This window comes from Pseudomonas extremorientalis, assembly GCF_024584605.1.
Lineage (GTDB): Bacteria > Pseudomonadota > Gammaproteobacteria > Pseudomonadales > Pseudomonadaceae > Aquipseudomonas > Aquipseudomonas extremorientalis.
Map to the genome: position 1 here is coordinate 5,857,313 of NZ_CP089519.1, position 17,943 is coordinate 5,875,255.

The window sequence follows — 17,943 nt, forward strand, 5'->3', positions numbered from 1 at the left end:
TCAAGCAATCACCTGTCGCACGGCAAGCAACACTATAAAATGCGCGGGGTAAAGGCTATACGCCCAGCGCCGCATGGCGGGTGGCGCGGCGTTTTTGGCATGTCGCAGCAGGACCAAGCCGAGCAGTGGCGCGACCATGCACACCGTCAGTCCCGACAGCGCCAAAAACGTACCGCTGTTGAGCAGGGCCTGCCATTGATTGGCTACGACGCAGACCGCGCCCGGTAATATGCTGAAATACCAGGGACGACAAAACACCAGCACCATCGCCAGTGGCAGTAATACGCCAAAAAAGCCAAACATCAGCTGCGTGGAAAACACGGCTGCGATCATGACAGCAATCAGCGCCAATCCTCGATCAAGAAGCGCCTTCTGATGCCATCCTCTGGCAACCAGCAAACCCAGCGCCAACGTCGGCAATACGTTCAGCGTATCGGCATCCTCGATAAACATCCGGTATGGCACTTCGCTGATCACACTGAACAGCAACAGCCACCCCACGTAATGCCATTGGCGCGTCACTGGCGTGCCTGCGACCCGATGAAGGTTGGCCGCAATTGCCAGGCAAAACCACGGAAACGCCAGGCGCCCCGGCACATACAGGCCATCCAGGCTTAAACCGACATAGCGCAGGTGGTCCAGCACCATACTCAACAGCGCCAGCCACTTGAGCAGATCCAGAGCCCCATCGCGGACACGTCCGACAGGCATCGTTCCAGTACCGTGCATAATTCCCCAGTGACTTTGCATTTACAGTGCGTGCGCACCCGCGACAATCTTGGTTACAGTGCGCACCAACATCGACCACAGGAATGGGCCATGACCGACAAGAGCCAACAATTCGCCAGTGACAACTATTCCGGCATCTGCCCGGAAGCCTGGGCCGCCATGGAACAAGCCAACCAGGGCCATCAACGCGCCTACGGCGATGATGAATGGACCCACCGCGCCGCCGACGGTTTCCGCAACTTGTTCGAAACCGACTGCGAAGTGTTCTTCGCCTTCAACGGTACCGCCGCCAACTCGCTCGCGCTGTCTTCGCTGTGCCAGAGCTACCATAGCGTGATTTGCTCGGAAACCGCCCACGTCGAAACCGACGAATGCGGCGCGCCGGAGTTTTTCTCCAACGGCTCCAAGCTGCTCACCGCCCGCACCGAAAACGGCAAGCTGACCCCGGAGTCGATCCGCGAGATCGCCCTCAAGCGCCAGGACATCCACTACCCCAAGCCACGCGTGGTCACCCTGACCCAAGCCACGGAAGTCGGCAGCGTGTACACCCCGGAAGAAATCCGCGCCATCAGCGCCACCTGCAAAGAGCTGGGCCTGAACCTGCATATGGACGGCGCACGCTTCTCCAACGCCTGCGCGTTCCTCGGCTGCTCGCCCGCCGACCTGACCTGGAAAGCCGGTGTGGACGTGCTGTGCTTTGGCGGCACGAAGAACGGCATGGCCGTGGGTGAAGCGATCCTGTTCTTCAACCACAAGCTGGCCGAAGACTTCGACTACCGCTGCAAACAGGCCGGGCAGCTGGCATCGAAAATGCGCTTTCTTTCGGCCCCGTGGGTAGGTCTGTTGGAAAACGACGCCTGGCTCAAACACGCACGCCATGCCAACCACTGCGCGCAGCTGCTGAGCAGCCTGGTGGCGGATATTCCCGGTGTGGAGTTGATGTTCCCGGTGCAGGCCAACGGCGTGTTCCTGCAACTCTCGGAGCCGGCCATCGCAGCGTTGACGGCCAAGGGCTGGCGTTTCTACACCTTCATCGGCAAGGGCGGCGCGCGCTTTATGTGTGCGTGGGATACCGAGGAAGAGCGTGTAAGAGAATTGGCTGCGGACATTCGGAAAGTGATGGAAGCCTGAAAAGACGGGCCTCTCAGCCCATTCTCAGAGACTGTTTGTACGTGTTTCCGACAGTATCTATCTAGCCCCTGCCCTGGATAAGATCCCGTCACCCCGAAACAACGGACGCGTTTTTTCGGGCTGACTGCCTGCCGAATAATCGGCTGGAAATGGAAATCCTATCGAGGGCAACATCATGGAAATTCAATGCTACACCACTGACTCTCAACTGCGCGGCGACGTCAATGCCACGCTCGTCAGCCTGGATGACCTGAGGAAGCTGGCGAACGTCGGCGACACCATCGTCGAGCCATCCCGCACCTTTACCGTCACCGGAAAAGAGTTCGAAATGACAGCATCGGGCTCGTACATCATCAACCTGTTTGTGCGTTAAGCACTGACTGTGGGAGGAGGCTTGCCCCCTCCCACATTTAGAACGGCTTCGTTAGTCAGAACTCGATACGCACATCACCCTTCGGCACGCTGCAGCACGACAGGATGTAACCCTCGGCTTCATCTTCCTCGGTAATCCCGCCGTTGTGGTCCATCTCGACCTCGCCACCCAGCTTCATCACCTTGCACGTACCACAGATGCCCATGCCGCAGGCTTTCGGGATCAGCAATCCAAGCTTCGCAGCAGCGGCGTGGACAGTTTCGCCAGGGGCCACGCGAATACTTTTGCCCGACGCAATGAACTCCACCTGATGCAGATCCGCCAAGTCGATTTCCGGCGCTTCGGCGGCCTGTTCGGCTTGTTCCACCGCATCGGCACGGGCTTCCGGCGGCGTGGCGCCGAAGGACTCCTCGTGATACCGCGTCATGTCGAAACCGGCCACTTCCAGCAAGCGCTTCACTGCGTTCATGTAAGGCGTAGGCCCGCAACAGAACACTTCGCGCTCGAGGAAGTCCGGCACCATCAGTTCGAGCATCTTGTGGTTCAGGTAACCGCGATAACCGGCCCATGGCTCGCCCAACCCGTGCTTCTCGCAAATCAGGTGCAGGCTGAAGTTGTCGATTCGCGACGCCATGTGCTCCAGCTCGCGGTGGTAGATGATGTCCTTGGGCGAGCGGGCGCTGTGAATAAAGGTCATGTCGACATTGGCGTTGGTATCGTAGAACCAACGGGCCATGGACATCACCGGCGTGATGCCGACGCCGCCGCTGAGGTACAGCACCTTCGGGCTCGGATAGTCGATGGCATTGAACAGGCCTACCGGCCCGTGCACCGCCAGTTCCTGGCCCTCGTGCAACGTGTCGTGCAGCCAGTTGGAAACCTTGCCGCCCGGCACGCGCTTGATGGTCACCGAGAAGCTGTACGGCACCGACGGCGAGCTGGAAATGGTGTAGGAACGCATGATCGGCTGGCCTTCGATCTCCAGTTCCAGGGTGACGAATTGCCCTGGCTTGAAGAAGAACAGGATCGGCTGATCAGCCATGAAGCAGAAGGTGCGTACGTCCCAGGTTTCCTGGATGACTTTGACGCACCGGACAATGTGCCGACCATTGGCCCAGGTCTGGGTGGTTACCGGATTCAGGAAATTATTGGACATGTTGTTCTCCACCGCCGACGTCGGCCTTATGGTGGCGATTCTGCGTAACGCCGGAACCGCCCATTTACCTATCTGCGACATTCACATACTTATCGCGACCAGCCCCGAACGACCTAGGGTTGCGCGTCGGGAACAGATTGGGCCATGTCGCCCACGGATAAGGTTCTGACGTTGCGCGGCCCCACACTCGCTCCCAACAACGACGCTTTCTTTATGCCTTGCGTAGTACAACCGTAGCCACTATTCGCCGGCCACACAGAATGGCCATGAGGACACACACGATGGACGTCACCGCAACCTTAAGCTTGGGCGATCCGCTGGAACCCGCACGCAAGGCCACCGCGCAGATGCTGCAAGAGCGCGAGCGCACTTTCTCGCTGCCACAGCCGTTCTACTCTGATGAGCGGCTGTTTGATATCGACATGCAGGAGATCTTCCAGAAAGAGTGGTTGATCGCCGGCATGACCTGCGAGATCCCCACCAAGGGCAACTACCTGACCCTGCAAGTGGGCAAGAACCCGATCATCGTGATCCGTGGCGCCGAAGGCGTGGTGCACGCGTTCCACAACGTGTGCCGCCACCGTGGCTCGCGCTTGTGCACCAGCGACAAGGGCAAGGTCGCCAAACTCGTGTGCCACTACCACCAGTGGACCTACGAGCTGGACGGCCGCCTGCTGTTCGCCGGCACCGAGATGGGCGCCGACTTTGACATGAAGCAGTACGGCCTCAAGCCAGTGAACGTGAAGACCGCCGGCGGCTACATCTTCATCAGCCTGGCGGAGAACCCGCCAGCCATCGATGACTTCCTGTCGACGCTGAACCACTACATGGAACCCTACGACATGGAGAACACCAAGGTGGCGGTGCAAACCACCTTGATGGAAAAAGCCAACTGGAAGCTGGTGCTGGAAAACAACCGCGAGTGCTACCACTGCAACGCTTCGCACCCGGAACTGCTGAAAACCCTGCTGGAATGGGACGACGTCACCGATCCGCGCGCCGACCAGGCGTTCAAGGACCATGTAGCCGCCTCCGCCGCCGCCTGGGATGCCGAGAAGATCCCTTACGCCCACGCCAGCTTCGGCTTGCGTAACCGTATCGTGCGCATGCCGCTGCTCAAAGGCACCGTGTCGATGACCATGGACGGTAAACAGGGCTGCGCCAAACTCATGGGCCGCATCAAGAACCCGGACCTGGGCTCGATGCGCATCCTGCACCTGCCCCACTCCTGGAACCACTGCATGGGCGACCACATCATCGTGTTCACTGTGTGGCCGATCAGCGCCCAGGAAACCATGGTCACCACCAAGTGGCTGGTGCACAAGGACGCCGTGGAAGGTGTGGACTACGATGTGGCACGCATGCGCGAAGTGTGGGACGCCACCAACGACCAGGATCGTCGCCTGGCCGAAGAGAACCAGCGCGGGATCAACTCCACCGCTTACCAGCCTGGCCCGTACTCCAAGACCTATGAGTTCGGCGTGGTGAACTTCGTGGACTGGTATAGCGAGCGCATGCTGCACAACCTTGGGGCCGCTCCGGCGCCCTACCTCAAGGGTGTTGCCGCTCACGAATGACACGTTGGTCCGGGGGGCTGAATTGTACAAAAAACATTCAACCCCCTGCTTCCCCTTGTTTCCCCTGCCCTCCAGCCTTTGCCCAACAACTTATCCACAGAGCCACCCACAGCAATTGTGGACAAGCGCCGCACCAGCCTGAAATTAAGTGAATAAAATCCGTGACTTATTCAAACCAGTGAGTCTGGGCCGGCTTTGTTCGTTTTTTGAACAACCTAATGAAAGCCATGATTGACGTGGCTTGTAGCAGTACACGAACATCTTATCCACAGATGCACCAACAGACTTTGGGGGCAACTCCGATCACGCTGTGGAAAACCACCTCAAAGCTTCATGAATCTAGGCTTTCAGGCGTCTCAGCTGAGAAACCGCTTACATCGATCAGATTTTGATCAACTCCATGCAGGCCTTTATTAATAAGGCCCTCAGCCGAGAGCGAACACGTTATCCACAGAAGCACCAACAGACTATGGGGGCAAGTCGGTTCAGAGAAATACACCGATGCAGCGAAAAACCCCATCAAAAACCTTCAGTTAGCTTGGTTATTTTTCGTACATGGGACTCTAGCGCTTGATTCATCAGGGGTGTGGACAACCGCGAACAGGTTATCCACAGACAGGTCAACAGGGATTGTGGGTAAACCACAGTCCCTGTTCATGTTCAGCGAACCACACCTTCCTCAACCAATAGCTTGAGGATCGCCTGGGCGCCCTCTTCCGGGCTCACACCCTTGAGCACTTGCCCACCGCCACCACTGGCCTTGGCCGTGGCGGCTTTCATCCGGTCAGCGCCGCTCTTGGCCTTGATCACCTTGAGACGCTTGGGCCGTGGCTTGGCCGGCTGCAACACCGCCGCATGGAACAGCTCATCCTCTTCAATCCGGACTTCATGGGCCGCCAACTCACCGCGTTGCGCCGGGCCGTAGGCGCTTTGCCGTGGCTTGGGCGCAGCGTTATCCACCGTCGCCAGGAACGGCAGGCGCACCTTCAAGCGCCGCCGCTGACCACGGGGCAAGGCTTGCAGCACATGGGCCACACCGCCGTCGATGGACTCCACCTGCGCCAGCCCCACGATCAGCGGCCAACCCAGTTGCTCGGCCAGCAGGAACGGCAGCATGCCCGAGCCTTCACCGGTTTCGGCCTGGCTGCCGGCGAGCACCACTTGGGCACCCGCATCGCGCAGGTACTCACTGAGCACCGGCAACGCATCGCTACCCGCCGGTTGCTCCAGCACATGCAATTGCGGCAGGCCCATGCCCAGGTAGCTGCGCAGGGTCGGTTCGGCGATGTTGCCGGCGTGCAGCACCTGCAACTTATCCCCAGCCATTTGCAGGCCCAGTTCCACAGCACGGGCATCCTGCTCGGCACGGCGCGGGCGCCCGGAAGTCGGGTGGGCGCCGATGGACACCAGGCTGATTACATTCGTCGTCATGGTCGTATCCTCATGCTGCATCGCGCTTGGCGCCGTTGCGGTAGGCCTCGACCGCCGCGATCAAGGCTTGCAGTATTGCGGCGCTTTCGCCAATCACCGACAGGTCGGCCCGCTTGATCATGTCGCAGCCCGGGTCGAGGTTGATCGCCACCACTTTGTCGCAGGCGCCGATACCTTGCAGGTGCTGGATCGCCCCGGAAATACCCACGGCCACGTAGACCCGCGCCGTGACCCAGGTGCCGCTGGCACCGACCTGGCGATCACGCGCCATGAAGCCATCGTCCACCGCCACCCGCGAGGCGCCTTCGGTGGCGCCCAGGGCGGCGGCGGTCTGGTGGAACAGCGCCCAATCCTTCACGCCGTTGCCGCCGGAGAAAATGAATTCCGCTTCGGCCATGGGAATCGCCGCCGGGTCCACCGCCACCGCGCCGAGGTCTTCGATGCGTGGCAGGCTGCGCGCCAGGGCTGTGGATAACTCCACTGGCAGCACTTCGTGACGGGTTTCGCTGACCGGATCGGCACATTCGGCAGCCGCCAGGACCAGGCGCGGCAGTGGCCGGGCCAAGTCTTCCTGGCCGGCACCGGCGCGGCCGATGCACTCGTTGCCCTTGATCTGCCACACCCGCGTGGCCGGGCGCTCCTTGAGGCTGGCGGCAAAGCGCCGACCCAACTCGCCACCGCCGCTGCGGCTGTCCGGCAGCAGCCAGTGTCGCGGGTTGAACTGGTTGTCCACAGCCCGCAGGCCCTGGACGCGTTGCTCCGGTGAATAACCGTCGAATGCTTGGCCTTCCAGCACCAGCAAACGGTCGACACCCGCCGTGGCAAACGCACTTTCCTTGTGATCACCAAACACCACCGCCAGCACCGCGCCGTCGCTGCCGGCCAGTTGTCGCGCCAGGCCAAGCAGGTCGCGATCGTGGCTGCTCAAGCGGCCGCCAACCATGTCCGGTACCACGTTGATGTAGAACGCGGGGGCGGCAATCTGATGCAGCGGCAATTGCACTTCTACCGCCGCCGTACGCTTGGCCGAGCCGCCCTGCTGCGCGCCGCTGCGGTCAATACGCTTGATGCCATTGGGGCCGATAAAACCGACGCCGTGCACGTTCTTGCGGATGACGCCACTGGGGCCCATCCAACTGTGCTGCACCGGTTGCATCGCCGCATGCAGCGGGTGCAGACGGTTGCGGGCGATCCACTCGGCCCGGGGGTCGCGGCGGATAATGTCGCTCATCAGTGCACCTCCGCAGGTTCACGCTTCAATGGGGCTTTGGCAGGCGCGGCGTCTTCGAGCAGCGCGTCGGCCACCAGCTCGGCAATGTCCTTGATCAAGGGTCTTGGTTCTACAACGCCCTCAAGCATCGCCGTGCACTGTGGACAACCCACCGCCACCAGCTCGGCACCGGTTTCGCGGATGTCTTCCATGCGCATGTCCGGGATACGTTGCTTACCGGGGATGTCAGTGATTGGCGCACCGCCGCCGCCACCGCAGCAGCGTGAACGGAACCCCGAGCGTTGCATTTCCTTGACCTCAATCCCCAATGCACGCAGCACTTGGCGCGGCGCCTCGTACTCGCCGTTGTAGCGGCCGAGATAACAAGGGTCGTGATAGGTCACGCTGTTGCCTTTGTGCTGGCCCAGGTTCAGCGCTCCCTCACCGATCAACTCGGCCATGAAGGTGCTGTGATGCTGTACCCGGTAGTTGCCGTTGAAAGCGCCGTATTCATTTTTCAGCACATGGAAACTGTGGGGGTCGCAGGTGACGATCCGCTTGAAGCTGTACTTGGCCAGGGTCTGGATATTGCGCGAAGCCAGCAGTTGGAAGGTCGCTTCATCACCCAGGCGCCGGGCGACATCACCGCTGTCGCGTTCTTCCAGGCCGAGCACGGCGAAGTCGACCTTGGCCGCTTTCAGCACTTTGACGAAGGCACGCAAAGTCCGTTGGTTACGCATGTCGAAGGCACCGTCGCCGACCCAGAACAGCACCTCGGCACTGCCTTTTTCGCTGAGCAGCGGCAGGTTCAGGTCCGCCGCCCAGTTCAGGCGACCGCCCGGTGCGAAACCACCGGGGTTGTCGGTGGCGATCAGGTTTTCCAGGACTTCGGCACCCTTGTTCGGCGTGGCGCCTTTTTCCAACGTGAGGTGGCGACGCATGTCGACGATGGCGTCCACGTGCTCGATCATCATCGGGCACTCTTCCACGCAGGCACGGCAGGTGGTGCACGACCACAGGGTCTCGGCGTCGACCAGGCCGTTGACGATCGGCTGGTGCGGGTTGCCGCTGTGCTCGCCCACCGCTTTGCCCGGATACGGGCTGCCGGCGAACTTGGCATCGGTGCCGCCGGCCAGGCCGACGACCATGTCCTGGATCAGCTTTTTCGGGTTCAGCGGCTGGCCGGCGGCGAACGCCGGGCACGCGGCTTCACACTTGCCGCACTGCACGCAGGCGTCGAAACCGAGCAGTTGGTTCCAGGTGAAATCCTTGGGTTTCTCCACACCCAGGGGCGCAGTCTTGTCACTGAGGTCCAGCGGTTTCAAACCGGTGGAACGGCCACCGCCAAAACGCTCGGCGCGGCGGTGCCAGGCCAGGTGCAGGGCACCGGCGAAGGCGTGTTTCATCGGGCCGCCCCAGGTCATGCCGAAGAACATTTCGGACACGCCCCACAACACACCGACGCTGAGCAATGCGGCCAGCAGCCAGCCGCCGAAGTCCGCCGGCAGGATCCCGGCCACCGGCAGCGTCACCAGGAAGAAGCTCACCGAGAACGCCATCAGGCTTTTCGGCAGGCGCATCCACGGGCCTTTCGACAGGCGCGACGGCGGGTTGCGCCGACGCAGATAGACGAAGGTGGCCCCGACAAACATCAGCACCGAGGCCAACAGTAAGGCGTAGCCGAGGATACGGCTTTGCAGGCCGAAACCGTGGACCAGGATCGCCAGCAAGGCCGACAGCACGAAGCCCAACGCGGTGGCGACGTGGGTATTGGCGATGTATTTATCGCGGGCGACCACGTGGTGCAGGTCGACCATGTAGCGCTTGGGCATGGCCAGCAGGCCGCCCAGCAGGTCGACTTTGGACGCGCGGCCACGGCGCCACATGTTCACCCGGCGCAGGGCGCCGAGGACGGCGAGGCCCAGGGCGGTAAACAAGAGAATAGGCAGCAAGGTGTTCAACATGGTGAAGCTCCCACAGACCGCACAGGTCTACTGTGAAACTGGCGCTGAATGTGGGAGGGGGCTTGCCCCCGATAGCAGTGGGTCAGCTACAGCTTTATCAACTGACACTCCGCCATCGGGGGCAAGCCCCCTCCCACATTTGGACCGAGTACACATTGGTTCAAGGCTCGCTCAGAAATCTTTGCACAGGCGCAGAGCGTCATAGATCGCAGCGTGGGTATTACGCTGCGCCACACAGTCACCGATGCGGAACAGCAAGTACCCATCACCCGTCTCGCTCAGGCACGGCTGCGGCTTGATCGCGAACAAGGCTTCGACGTCGATCTGGCCCTTGTTGCGCGAGCCTTCCTTGAGCGCGTAGTAGATGGCTTCGTCCGGCCGCACGCCGTTCTCTACCACTACCTGGTCGACCACCCGCTCCTCTTTGGCGCCGGTGTATTCGTTCTCCAGCACCGCCACCAGCTTGTCGCCCTCGCGGTAGACCTTTTCCAGCATCATGTCGCCGGTCATGATCACTTCCTTGGGGTACATGCTGCGGTAGTAGGTCGGGAACGACGTACCGCCGATGGCCACGCCCGGCTTGATGTCGTCGGTGACGATCTCGACCTGGCTGCCTTTGTCCGCGAGGAAATCCGCCACCGACATGCCGGTGAATTCGCAGATGGTGTCGTACACCAGCACGTTCTTGCCCGGTGCTACCTTGCCGTCGAGCACATCCCAACTGCTCACCACCAAACCTTCGGCGGCGCCCCAGTGTTCGTTCTGCTCCACATTCGGATGCCCGCCCACCGCCAGCACCACCACGTCCGGACGCAGGTCCAGGATGGTGTCGGCATCCGCCGCCACGCCAAGGCGCAGGTCGACTTTCAAGCGTGCCAGCTCCAGTTGGAACCAGCGGGTGATACCCGCAATCTGGTCACGCTGCGGCGCTTTCGAAGCGGTGGTGATCTGCCCACCGATAAATTCTTTCTTCTCCAGCAGCGTCACATCATGGCCACGTTCGGCGGCCACGCGTGCAGCTTCCATCCCGGCCGGGCCGGCACCCACCACCACCACTTTGCGTTTCGGCCCGGTGGACTTCTCGATGATATGCGGCACGCCCATGTATTCACGGGACGTCGCGGCGTTCTGGATGCACAACACATCCAGGCCCTGGTACTGGCGGTCGATGCAGTAGTTGGCGCCGACGCACTGCTTGATCTGGTCGATCTGGCCCATCTTGATCTTGGCGATCAAGTGCGGATCGGCGATGTGTGCACGGGTCATGCCGACCATGTCCACGTAGCCGCCTTCCAGGATGCGCGTGGCCTGGTTCGGGTCCTTGATGTTCTGCGCGTGCAACACCGGGACCTTGACCACTTCCTTGATACCGGCGGCCAGGTGCAAAAACGGCTCCGGTGGATAACTCATATTGGGGATAACGTTGGCCAGGGTGTTGTGGGTATCGCAACCCGAACCCACCACGCCGATGAAATCGAGCATGCCGGTGTCGTCGTAATACTTGGCGATCTGCTTCATGTCCTCGTGGGACAAACCATCCGGGTGGAACTCGTCACCGCACAGGCGCATGCCCACGCAGAAGTCATCACCCACCTCGGCACGCACGGCCTTCAGCACTTCCAGGCCGAACTTCATGCGCCCTTCAAACGTGCCGCCCCACTCGTCGGTCCGCTTGTTGACCCGCGGGCTCCAGAACTGGTCGATCATGTGCTGGTGCACGGCGGACAGTTCCACGCCGTCCAGGCCACCGGCCTTGGCCCGGCGCGCGGCCTGGGCGTAGTTGCCGATCACGCGCCAGATTTCTTCCGGCTCGATAGTCTTGCAGGTGGCGCGGTGCACCGGCTCACGCACGCCAGACGGCGACATCAGCGTCGGCCAGTTGAAGCCGTCCCAACGCGAGCGGCGGCCCATGTGGGTAATCTGGATCATGATCTTGGCGCCATGCTTGTGCATGGCGTCGGCCAGGTTCTGGAAGTGCGGGATGATGCGGTCGGTGGACAGGTTCACCGAGCTCCACCATTCCTGCGGGCTGTCGATGGCCACCACCGAGGAACCGCCGCAGATTGCCAGGCCGATACCGCCCTTGGCTTTTTCTTCGTAATACTTCACATAGCGGTCAGTGGTCATCCCGCCATCGGTGGCATACACCTCGGCGTGGGCGGTACTGAGCACGCGGTTGCGGATGGTCAGCTTGCCGATCTGGATCGGCTGGAACATTGCTTCGAAAGCCATGGCACGGTCCTCGGCTTACAACGGCTTGACGGTGAACAGGCCGTCATCGTGGCCCTCTTCGGAGCCTCCGTAGACTTGTTCGGCCACAGTGCGAACCTTGCTGCCTCGGGCCTCAAGGATCTGGTCCATGGCACCGGCAAACCAGCCGGTGAACATGTAGTCGACCTTGCGCCCGACCTTGCCGTACACGTAGACAAACGCCGAGTGTTCGAGCTTGACGCTGGCGGTGCCTTTGTCGAGGTCGATGTCCTGGATCTTGAACAGGCCCCAGCCGCGTTGCGACAGGCGCTTCATGTAATGCTCGAACACCGCGACGCCTTCCAGGCCGTGGCATTCGGCTTCTTTCTCGCACCAGTGCCAGGCGGATTTGTAGCCGGCCTTGTAGAGGATCTCGGCATAGGCCTCGGCGCCCAGCACTTCTTCGATGCCCATGTGGTTGTTGACGAAGAAATGGCGTGGCACGTACAGCATCGGCAGGGCGTCGGAGGTCCAGACACCGGTTTCGCTGTCGACTTCGATAGGCAATTGCGGGGCGATCTTGGCCATGGAAACTTAACTCCAGAAAATTCTTGTGTAGTGCCCCAGCGCGGATGGCCGGGGAGAGAATGCGTTAGCGGTGGCTTATTCGCCCCAGACGTCCTTGAGGACGTTGACCCAGTTCTCGCCCATGATCTTGCGTACCACGCGCTCAGGGTGGCCGCGCTTGAGCAGGGTCTCGGTGAGGTTGGGGAACTCGCCCACGGTGCGGATGCCCAGCGGGTTGATGATCTTGCCGAAGCTGGTCAGACGGCGGGCGTAGCCCTTGTCATGGGTCAGCATTTCGAAGAAATCCTGGCCATGGCCCTGGGTGAAGTCGGTGCCAATGCCGATGGCGTCTTCACCGACGATGTTCATGGTGTATTCGATGGCTTCGGCGTAGTCGTCGATGGTCGAATCGATGCCCTTGGCCAGGAACGGCGCGAACATGGTCACACCGACAAACCCCCCGTGGTCGGCGATGAACTTCAGCTCTTCATCGGACTTGTTGCGCGGGTGTTCTTTAAGGCCCGACGGTAGACAGTGGGAGTAGCACACCGGCTTTTTCGATTCGAGGATGACTTCTTCGGACGTCTTGGAGCCCACGTGGGACAGGTCGCACATGATGCCGACACGGTTCATCTCGGCGACGATCTCGCGACCGAAGCCCGACAGGCCGCCGTCGCGCTCGTAGCAACCGGTGCCGACCAGGTTCTGGGTGTTGTAGCACATCTGCACCACACCGACGCCGAGCTGCTTGAAGATCTCGACGTAGCCGAGTTGGTCTTCGAAGGCATGGGCGTTCTGGAAGCCGAAGATGATGCCGGTCTTGCCCTGTTCCTTGGCTTTGCGGATGTCCGCAGTGGTTTTCACCGGGATCACCAGGTCGCTGTTCTCACGGATCAGGGTCTGGCTGGCCACGATATTGTTGATGGTGGCCTGGAACCCTTCCCACACCGACACCGTGCAGTTGGCGGCGGTGAGTCCCCCTTTGCGCATGTCCTCGAACAGGTCGCGGTTCCACTTGGCAATAATCAGCCCGTCGATAACGATGCTGTCGGCGTGCAATTCGGCTGGGCTCATCAGGCGTCCCCTTATTGGCGATTCATGCGCCGAATCGTCTGCCGGCGCTTTGGGGCCAGCATATGCCCAGGGGCCGACAGAGCCGGGTGCAAAAACGACAGGGGAATTGCCGAAAGCGTCAATCCGCGACAAAGGCTACCAAGAGAGGTCTGACTCGCGGCTGTTCTTTGTCTTACGCTTGAGCCAGAATTCGGGCATCAACTGATATGAGACGGCGCAATGAAATCGATTTTCCTGGCTTTGGCACTCATCGCAACCGGCGTTCACGCGGCTGAAGACACCGACAGCACGCCGTGCGACGGCATCGAAAACGACAAGCAAACCCTGGAATGCGCCACCTATAACAAAACCACTGCTGAACAGCTGCTCAAGGATAACTACCAGGGCCTGCTCGAACGCATGGCGTCGACCTACGGCAGCGACAAGACCAAGCTGGCGGACATTACCGCTCGTCTGAAGGATGCCCAGCAAAAGTGGGAAAAATTGCGTGACGCTGATTGCGCGGTGGACACCTTTCCGGCGGTGACCGGCACCAAGGCCTACGCGATCGCACAGAACGACTGCCTGGCGCGGATGAGTGATGAGCGGTCGGAGTTTTTGGAGTCGATTGGGCAGGAATAAGCGACAATCTCCGCCACTTTTACTCTGAACCAAGGCTATTCATGAAGACTTGCGGCATCGAAATCAAAGGCAGCGAAGCCATCATCGCCGTCGCCTCCCTGGACAATCAGGCACTTGCCCACGTCACCCTGGCGACCAAGAAAATTGCCCTGGAAGACGATGACGAGGCCGCCAACGTCAAAGCCTTCGCCGCACAGGTAAAGGCATTTGTGCAGGAAAACGCCATCGAGCGTATCGCGATCAAGAAGCGCAGCAAGAAAGGCGAGTTCGCCGGTGGCCCGACCACGTTCAAGATTGAAGGGGTGTTCCAGCTGCTGGACGGGGTTGAGGTGACCTTGCTGTCGCCGCAGACCCTTAATGCGCAGAACAAGAAGCACAACTTCGAACTGCCGGCGACGCTGAACAAATACCAGCATGAAGCGTACAAAGCAGCGTGTTCGGCGCTGCTGAAGAAATAGGCCACATCATTAATCTACTGTGGGAGGGGGCTTGCCCCCGATAGCGGTGGGTCAGCCGAAGTTGTATCAACTGACAGCCTGTCATCGGGCGCAAGCCCCCTCCCACATGTCAGCGCTTGTTGCGCAGCCAGTCGCCGAAGGTTTTGTCCTCCAGGGCATACCCTCCCCGGCTCGACTTCCACACCAGTTCCTTGTCGCGCAGGGCATCGATACAGGCCTGAATCGTCTGGGTGCCCGGCACCACGTCGCTGCCCATGTCCTCCAGCGCCTTGCTGACCGCCGTTACGGTGCTGTCGGTGAACGGCGCGAAGGGTTCGTTGTTTTGCGAGCGCTCCACCATCACTTGCAGTACGGCGCGCTGGGGGATGGTGAGGTTGTTCCAGGCGCTTTCGAATTCGGTCCACACACCGGCACGCAGCAGTTCGGCACGACTGTGCAGCAACTGGCCGAGGTTGCTGGCTTCGCCCAACTCCAGCGCCACTTCACCGATGATCGTGCGCAACATCTCGGGGCGCCGGCCTACCAGCTCAAAGGCTTCATCAATATCGGCGGCGTTGAATTGGTTGGTCTTGGCCAGGTGCGCGTTGAGGTGCGCGGTGTAGGCCTGGGTGAACTCTTTACCCAGCAGCGGGAACGGCGTGATGCTGGAGCCGAAGAACGGCTGGCTTTTACCCAGTACCAAGTGAGCCAGCTTGTCGCGATTGGAGCCGGTGAATACCAGATGCAAACCGCTGCCGTCCTCGTCACGGCCTTGGTTGAGCTGATCCCGGGCAGCCTTGAGCGCGAACATCGCATTGATGCCTGAATCGCTGGTCAAAGCGTGCTGAGCCTCGTCAATCACCAGGACGACAGGTTTTTCCGCTGCGCGGTGGAGCAACTCCAAGGCCTGGGTCAACGTCGCGCCAACCGGCAATTGAGGCTTGCTGAAGTCCCAGGACAGGGTACGCAGAAAGCTCAGTTTCTCGATTCCAATGTGCTTGGCCAGCTTGCGAATGCCCTTTTCATAGGGCACCAGCGCGGCAGCAATAGCACTGGCAATCAACTCCGCGGGATCTTTCTCTTTGTCGGCCCACAGATCGACATACACGGTAAGCCAACCCCGAAGCTGGCACTCCGGGATCAGATCCTCACGCAAAAAAGTACTTTTGCCCGTACGACGCGGCGCCGCGAGAAACAGGCCAGAGGTGAAATCCTGAATGCCGGCGCCCACTAGGCCGTCAGCAATACTGCTGGCCAGGGTGGGGCGGCGGAATACAAAGCCGCTGTGCTTGGACATGGTTTTATACTCAATTATGGAAAGGACTATAAATTATAGTCGCGAGTATAATTGACTATAATTGGCCATTACACCACCTCCCGTCGCCGATCCTCCCTCGGACACTTCGCAAACCGCGCCCGATAACTGCGGGTGAAGTACGACGGCGACTCGAACCCGCACGCAATACCTACCTCCAACACGCTCATACCGCTTTGGCGTAAGAGCTGTCGGGCTTTTTCCAGGCGCAGGCCTAAGTAGAAGTTGCTCGGGGTGTCGTTCAAGTGCAGGCGGAACAGCCGCTCCAACTGGCGCCGGGTGACTTTGATCGCCTCGGCCAGGGCCAAGGTGCTCAGCGGCGGCTCGGTGTGTTGCTCCATTTCGCCGATCACCTGCACCAGTTTCTTGTTGTTGATGCCGTAGCGCGTGGCGATCTGCATGCGCTGGTGGTCTTTGCGTGGGCGGATGCGGCCGAGCACGAATTGTTCGGAGACCTGGATCGCCAGTTCGGGTCCGTGGGCCTGGGCAATCAAGTCGAGCATCAGGTCGATGGAAGCGGTGCCGCCAGCGCAGGTGATGCGGCGGCGGTCGATTTCGAACAGTTCCTGGGTGACCGTCAGGTGCGGATAGGATTCCTTGAACGCGTCGATGGCTTCCCAGTGCAGGGTGAGGCGGTGGCCGTCGAGCAGCCCGGCTTCGGCGAGCACGCAAGCGCCGGTGTCGATGGCGCCGAGGGTCACGCCATCATGGTCAAGGCGCCGTAGCCAGTGCTCCAGCGCAGGCGTGGCGAACTGCAGCGGCTCGAAGCCCGCCACCACCAATAACGTCGCGCCCTTTTTCAACGGTTCCAGCGCGGCGTCAGCGTTGACCGACATGCCATTGCTCGCCAATACCGCGCCGCCATCGGCACTCAATACATGCCAGCGGTACAGCTCGCCACGAAAGCGGTTGGCCACCCGCAACGGTTCCAGCGCAGAGATAAAGCCGATGGCCGAGAAGCCCGGCATCAGCAGAAAGTAGAAATCCTGGGACATGGTGCGCTCTCGTAGGACGGGCAGCGTGCTCACTGTGATACGCCAGTTCAACGAGCCATTCAAGAGCACAGGTCGCTGCAGTGCAAGAGCTGGTCGCCGCCGTGCGTTTTGTCGGCCCTCAAGCTGCGTAATTTGATCCCACGGCGCACAAAGACGCCGGACCCCACAATAACGACCTGCCGAGGGATCCACCATGAACCGACTGATCAGCCGCTGCGTGCTCGCACTCAGCGCCAGCGCCATCTTGAGCACGAACGTACTGGCTGCCGACGCGGCATCCTGCCAGAACGTGCGCATGGGCGTGGTGAACTGGACCGACGTAATCGCCACCAGCGCCATGACCCAAGTGTTGCTCGACGGCCTCGGCTACAAGACCAAACAGACCAGCGCCTCCCAGCAAATCATCTTCGCCGGTATCCGCGACCAGCGCCTGGACCTGTTCCTGGGCTACTGGAACCCACTGATGACCCAGACCATCACGCCGTTCGTCGACGCCAAGCAAGTCAAGGTGCTCGACAAGCCCAGCCTGGAAGACGCCCGTGCCACCCTCGCCGTGCCTACCTACCTGGCAGACAAAGGCCTGAAAACCTTTGCCGACATCGCCAGGTTCGAGAAAGAACTGGGCGGCAAGATCTACGGCATCGAGCCAGGCTCGGGCGCCAACACCCAGATCAAGGCGATGATCGCCAAGAACCAGTTCGGCCTGGGCAAATTCCAGCTGGTCGAGTCCAGTGAAGCCGGCATGCTCGCCGCCGTCGACCGCGCCGTGCGCCGCAAGGAAGCCGTAGTGTTCTTCGGCTGGGCGCCGCACCCGATGAACGTCAACGTCGCCATGACCTACCTCACCGGCAGCGACGACGCCCTGGGGCCGAACGAAGGCATGGCCACCGTGTGGAGCGTCACCGCACCGAACTACGCCGAACAATGCCCCAACGTGCACAAACTGCTGACCAACCTGACCTTCACCGCCGCCGACGAGAGCCGGATGATGCAGCCGCTGCTGGATCACAAAGACCCTATCGAGTCCGCCAAGCAATGGCTCAAGGATCACCCGCAAGACCAGGCCCGCTGGCTGGAAGGTGTGACCACCTTCGACGGCAAACCGGCGGCGGCCAACCTGCAATTGACCAGCAAATAACCTGATTCGAATCACCGTGTCGCAGCCACTCCCGG

The 17,943-nt window shown here is 60.9% G+C and carries 16 protein-coding genes; 6 read left to right on the forward strand and 10 right to left on the reverse strand.

Annotated elements, in window-relative coordinates; all coding sequences use genetic code 11:
- Positions 1 to 729: a TraX family protein gene (locus LUU92_RS26615; RefSeq protein ID WP_222541757.1), complete on the reverse strand. Its 729-nt coding sequence runs from the start codon at positions 727 to 729 to the stop codon at positions 1 to 3.
- A 90-nt stretch (positions 730 to 819) separates the two neighbouring features.
- Between LUU92_RS26615 and LUU92_RS26620 the strand changes: the two genes are divergently transcribed.
- Entirely contained in the window at positions 820 to 1,860 is a 1,041-nt protein-coding gene (locus LUU92_RS26620; RefSeq protein WP_058426659.1) for a threonine aldolase family protein, read from the forward strand.
- A 175-nt stretch (positions 1,861 to 2,035) separates the two neighbouring features.
- On the forward strand, positions 2,036 to 2,233 hold the full coding sequence (locus tag LUU92_RS26625) for a hypothetical protein (RefSeq protein WP_071490293.1): 198 nt from the start codon (positions 2,036 to 2,038) through the stop codon (positions 2,231 to 2,233).
- A gap of 55 nt (positions 2,234 to 2,288) precedes the next feature.
- On the opposite strand, the gene gbcB is transcribed toward LUU92_RS26625, so the two are convergent.
- Positions 2,289 to 3,389 carry a glycine betaine monooxygenase reductase subunit gene (gene gbcB, locus LUU92_RS26630; RefSeq protein WP_071490294.1) on the reverse strand — a complete coding sequence of 367 codons (1,101 nt, stop codon included), beginning with the start codon at positions 3,387 to 3,389 and terminating at the stop codon, positions 2,289 to 2,291.
- Positions 3,390 to 3,670: 281 nt separating this feature from the next.
- Between gbcB and gbca the strand changes: the two genes are divergently transcribed.
- Positions 3,671 to 4,966, forward strand: a complete 1,296-nt coding sequence (gbca, locus tag LUU92_RS26635) for a glycine betaine monooxygenase oxygenase subunit (protein WP_071490295.1) — start codon at positions 3,671 to 3,673, stop codon at positions 4,964 to 4,966.
- A gap of 660 nt (positions 4,967 to 5,626) precedes the next feature.
- Here gbca and etfB read toward each other — a convergent pair.
- The 6 genes from etfB to LUU92_RS26665 all read right to left on the reverse strand — a co-directional run bounded on the left by etfB (position 5,627) and on the right by LUU92_RS26665 (position 13,402).
- Positions 5,627 to 6,397, reverse strand: a complete 771-nt coding sequence (etfB, locus tag LUU92_RS26640) for an electron transfer flavoprotein subunit beta (RefSeq protein ID WP_071490296.1) — start codon at positions 6,395 to 6,397, stop codon at positions 5,627 to 5,629.
- A gap of 10 nt (positions 6,398 to 6,407) precedes the next feature.
- On the reverse strand, positions 6,408 to 7,628 hold the full coding sequence (gene etfA / locus LUU92_RS26645; RefSeq protein ID WP_257102864.1) for an electron transfer flavoprotein subunit alpha: 1,221 nt from the start codon (positions 7,626 to 7,628) through the stop codon (positions 6,408 to 6,410).
- On the reverse strand, positions 7,628 to 9,571 hold the full coding sequence (dgcB, locus tag LUU92_RS26650; RefSeq protein ID WP_071490298.1) for a dimethylglycine demethylation protein DgcB: 1,944 nt from the start codon (positions 9,569 to 9,571) through the stop codon (positions 7,628 to 7,630). The genes etfA and dgcB overlap by 1 nt, the downstream gene beginning before the upstream one ends.
- Before the next feature lie 171 nt (positions 9,572 to 9,742).
- Entirely contained in the window at positions 9,743 to 11,803 is a 2,061-nt protein-coding gene (gene dgcA, locus LUU92_RS26655; RefSeq protein ID WP_071490299.1) for a dimethylglycine demethylation protein DgcA, read from the reverse strand.
- Positions 11,804 to 11,818: 15 nt separating this feature from the next.
- Complete coding sequence (locus LUU92_RS26660) at positions 11,819 to 12,349, reverse strand: DUF5943 domain-containing protein (RefSeq protein ID WP_071490300.1); 531 nt, start codon at positions 12,347 to 12,349, stop codon at positions 11,819 to 11,821.
- A 75-nt stretch (positions 12,350 to 12,424) separates the two neighbouring features.
- Positions 12,425 to 13,402 carry a dipeptidase gene (locus tag LUU92_RS26665; protein WP_010207105.1) on the reverse strand — a complete coding sequence of 326 codons (978 nt, stop codon included), beginning with the start codon at positions 13,400 to 13,402 and terminating at the stop codon, positions 12,425 to 12,427.
- Positions 13,403 to 13,621: 219 nt separating this feature from the next.
- Here LUU92_RS26665 and LUU92_RS26670 point away from each other — a divergent pair, with 219 nt between their 5' ends.
- Positions 13,622 to 14,023, forward strand: coding sequence for a lysozyme inhibitor LprI family protein (locus LUU92_RS26670; protein WP_071494402.1), 402 nt, complete (start codon positions 13,622 to 13,624; stop codon positions 14,021 to 14,023).
- A gap of 41 nt (positions 14,024 to 14,064) precedes the next feature.
- Positions 14,065 to 14,481 carry a DUF3010 family protein gene (locus tag LUU92_RS26675; protein WP_058426637.1) on the forward strand — a complete coding sequence of 139 codons (417 nt, stop codon included), beginning with the start codon at positions 14,065 to 14,067 and terminating at the stop codon, positions 14,479 to 14,481.
- 109 nt (positions 14,482 to 14,590) lie between these two features.
- Here the strand turns inward: LUU92_RS26675 and LUU92_RS26680 are convergent, their stop codons facing one another.
- Positions 14,591 to 15,757 carry an AAA family ATPase gene (locus LUU92_RS26680; protein ID WP_071490302.1) on the reverse strand — a complete coding sequence of 389 codons (1,167 nt, stop codon included), beginning with the start codon at positions 15,755 to 15,757 and terminating at the stop codon, positions 14,591 to 14,593.
- Between the two features lie 68 nt (positions 15,758 to 15,825).
- Positions 15,826 to 16,770 (reverse strand): GlxA family transcriptional regulator, encoded by a 945-nt coding sequence (locus tag LUU92_RS26685; protein ID WP_071490303.1) that lies wholly within the window; start codon positions 16,768 to 16,770, stop codon positions 15,826 to 15,828.
- A 193-nt stretch (positions 16,771 to 16,963) separates the two neighbouring features.
- Between LUU92_RS26685 and LUU92_RS26690 the strand changes: the two genes are divergently transcribed.
- Positions 16,964 to 17,908, forward strand: a complete 945-nt coding sequence (locus tag LUU92_RS26690) for a choline ABC transporter substrate-binding protein (protein ID WP_071490304.1) — start codon at positions 16,964 to 16,966, stop codon at positions 17,906 to 17,908.
- Positions 17,909 to 17,943 lie beyond the last annotated feature (35 nt).